The sequence below is a fragment of the Streptosporangium sp. NPDC003464 genome (genome assembly GCF_053588315.1).
Genome location: NZ_JBSFPS010000483.1, coordinates 1 through 3,203, shown reverse-complemented (window position 1 = coordinate 3,203; position 3,203 = coordinate 1). Strand labels below are relative to the sequence as shown.

Annotated in this window: 1 protein-coding gene and 1 pseudogene; one reads left to right on the top strand and one right to left on the bottom strand. The window is 73.3% G+C overall.

Annotated features, from left to right (window positions below):
- Positions 1-660: pseudogene (locus ACWDS7_RS47570) on the top strand (hypothetical protein); the annotation flags it as partial.
- A gap of 112 nt (positions 661-772) precedes the next feature.
- Here ACWDS7_RS47570 and ACWDS7_RS47565 read toward each other — a convergent pair.
- Positions 773-3,203, bottom strand: a 2,431-nt coding sequence (locus ACWDS7_RS47565; RefSeq protein WP_451934688.1) for an ATP-binding protein, incomplete at its 5' end; no start/stop codon positions are given.

The following is a 3,203-nucleotide window of genomic DNA, read 5'->3' as shown; positions in this document are numbered from 1 at the left end:
GGTCAGGGGATACCGCGGTGTTCCCATCAGGCCTCCTCGAACAGGAGCTCGGCCCGCTCCTCCTGGTCGTCGCCGGCCGAGGTGCGGGGCGTGCTCGACCGGCTGTACGACGTCGTCGGCGAGGTCTCCGAGGAGACCTGGGAGCGGGGCGTGGCGGCGGCCGTCGAGCTGTGCCTGGTCCCGCAGGCGGCCCGCACGCACCGGTGGCGGCTGCGCGCCGGGGGCCTGCATCCGATGCGGCGGGCCGCGATCGGACGGGTCACCTGGTGGTCGGAGCAGCGCGCGCGAGCCCTGAAGGGCAGGCCCGAGGAGCTGGAGACCCGCGCCGCCATCGTGTCGGTGCTCCTGCTCACCTCGAGCGCCGACGCGGCCGGCCGGCAGCTCGCCGAGGAGAGCCGGGAGGAGCTCCGGCGCCGCCGGCAGGAGCTCGCCGACCAGGGACGCTCGGTCGTGGTGCGGGTCGCCAGGGGCGCCGAGTCCCTCTGGCTGGAGCTGCGGGTGCGCTACCCGTCGATCAGGGCGGCGGTGACACGGACGCTGGTGGACCTGGCCGAGAGCGGGTTCTCCCGCGGTCAGGAGATCTGGCGCGGCGTGCGGGCGCGCCGGCAGCACCGCCGGGCAGCCGGCCAGCAGGAGCGGCGGCGGGTGGGGCGGCCGTAGCTCCGGCGGACGGCCGGACGTCGGCGGGGCCGGGGACCGCCCAGCCGTGCGGACGCGCAGGCGTCCGGCCGGTGTGGCCGGGTGGGGACCCGGGGGCCGTCACCGGCTCCTGTCACCCCTCCCGGCCACGGGCCTTCTCGGCCAGCTGCGCCCGTATCTGCTCGGCCACCGGGGGATCCAGCTTCTCGGCCAGGGCGTGCGCCTCGGCCAGCGCGTCGTGCGCGGCGGCGCTGTTGCCTGCGGCCAGGTGCGCGTCGCCGAGCATGATCAGAGTGCGGGCCTCGTGGACCGGGACCTGTATCCGGCGGAACAGGGACAGCGCCTGCTGGAAGTAGGGCACGGCCTGGGCCGGTCCGCCGGAGGCGATGGCCAGCTCGCCCAGGCCGACCAGCACCCGGGCCTCCGCCAGCCGCTGGTTGGAGGTGCTGGCCATCATCAGGGCATGGCGCAGCGCCCCCTCCGCCTCGGCGAGCATGCCCTGGCGCAGCCGCGCGGTGCCCAGCCCGTACAGCGCGTACGCCTCGCCCGTGGGGTCGCCGATGTCCCTGACGATGGTCAGCGTCTCGTCGAACATGCGCGCCGCGAGAGCGGGCTCGCCCGACTGCAGATGGGTGCGGCCCATCCGGTTGAGGACCTGGGCCTTCATCCTTCTGCTGCCGCCGTTCCCGCTGAGCTGCAGCGCCTCCGACAGCAGCCGCTTGGCGCCCTCGAAGTCGTCGAACTCCAGCCGGAGCTGGGCCAGGTTGTGGAGGGCGTAGGCGGCGGCGACCTGGTCCCCGATGGCGCGGAAGGTCGTCAGCGCCCATTCGTAGTGCGCCTCGGCCTCGTCGAAGCGGCCGTTCATCCGGTCGAGGAAGCCGATGTTGCGGATGGCCATGGCCACCCCGCGGTCGTCGCTGACCTCCCGGAACAGCCGGACCGCCGATTCGAAGTCGCGCTGGGCGTCGTCGAAGCGCTGCTCGGTGATGGCCAGCGAGCCCATCGAGTGGAGCACCGCCGCCTGGCCGCGCTTGTCCCGGGCGTGCCGGGTGGCCGCCAGCGCGATCTCGTGGGTCTCCCGCCAGTCGTCGAGGTAGACCCGCGCCTCGAAGAACGTCACCGCGTTGATCGTCAGGCCCCAGCAGAGCTCGACGAAGCCCGCCTGCGCCGCCTGCCGGATGCCGGAGACCAGGATCATGCGCTCACGCTCGAACCAGGCGAGCGGCACCGCGATCAGCTGGTCGACCAGCTCCCTGGGCAGCGACCAGAGGGAGGCGTCGCTGTGGATCATGACGTCGGGGCCGTACTCACGGCGGCGGGCGGCCTCGGCGAGGAAGAGCAGCCCGCCGAGCACGCGGGCCAGGGCCGCGCTCCGCTCGCCGGCTGACTCCTCCGCGGCCAGCCGCTCCCGGGCGAAGACCCGGATGAGGTCGTGGAAGCGGTACTGGGTGTGCACCCCGCGGCCGACCCCCGTGGTCTCGACGAGCTGCGCGTCGGCCAGGTCGTCCAGCAGGTCCTGCGCGTCGGCGAAGGGCAGGTCGAGCAGTGCCGCGCTGATCCAGGCGGAGAAGAGCTGCGACTCCAGGATCGCCAGTCGGCGGAAGAGCCGCCGGGCGTCCTCGCCGGCGCTGTCATAGGTCAGCGAGATGCTGGCCCTGATCCCCATGTCGCCGTGCTTGAGCTCGTCAAGCCGGCGGGTCTCGTCCTCGAGCCGTCCCACCAGCTGCTCGATGCTCCAGTGGGGGCGTGCCAGCAGCCGCGCGCCGGCGATGCGGAGCGCCAGGGGGAGCTGGCCGCAGAGCTCGGCCAGCGCCGCGGCCGACTCCGGCTCCGACTGCACCCGTTCGACCCCGGCTATCCGGGAGAGCAGGTCCATCGACTGGCTCGAGTCGAAGACGTCCACATCGACGTGGATCGCACCGGCCAGTCCGGCGAGCCTGCTCCGGCTGGTGATGATCACGGCGGAGGCGGGATTGCCGGGCAGCAGCGGCAGGACCTGGCTCTCGTTGCCCGCGTCGTCCAGCACGATCAGCATCCTGCGGTCGGCGAGCAGGGCGCGGTACATCTCCGCCCGCTCCTCCAGGCCGTCGGGGAGCGCGGTGCCCGGCACGCCGAGCACGCGCAGGAACCGTTCGAGCACCTGCATCGGGCTGGTCGGACGGGACAGGCCCCCGTGCAGGTCGGCGTAGAGCTGCCCATCGGGGAAGTGCTCGGCGACGCTGTGCGCCGAGTGCACCGCGACGGTGGTCTTGCCGATCCCCGCCTTCCCGACGATCGCGATGATCGGTACGGCGAAGCGGGACCGGTCACCGGAGGCGAGCGTCAGCCGCTGGCGGATGTCGTCGATCTGCTTGGTGCGGCCGGTGAAGTCGGCGATGTCGGTGGGGAGCATGCCGGGGACGTGCGGCACGCGGGCCGGTGGCTCCTCGGCGACCTTGACGGGCTGCGCCGGCAGGTCGAGGCTCTCGTCGGAGGTGAGGATCGCGTATTCCAGCTGCTGCAGGCGCTCGTTGGGCTCGATCCCGAGTTCTTCGATCATGGTCTGCCGGGCGAGCCGGTAGACC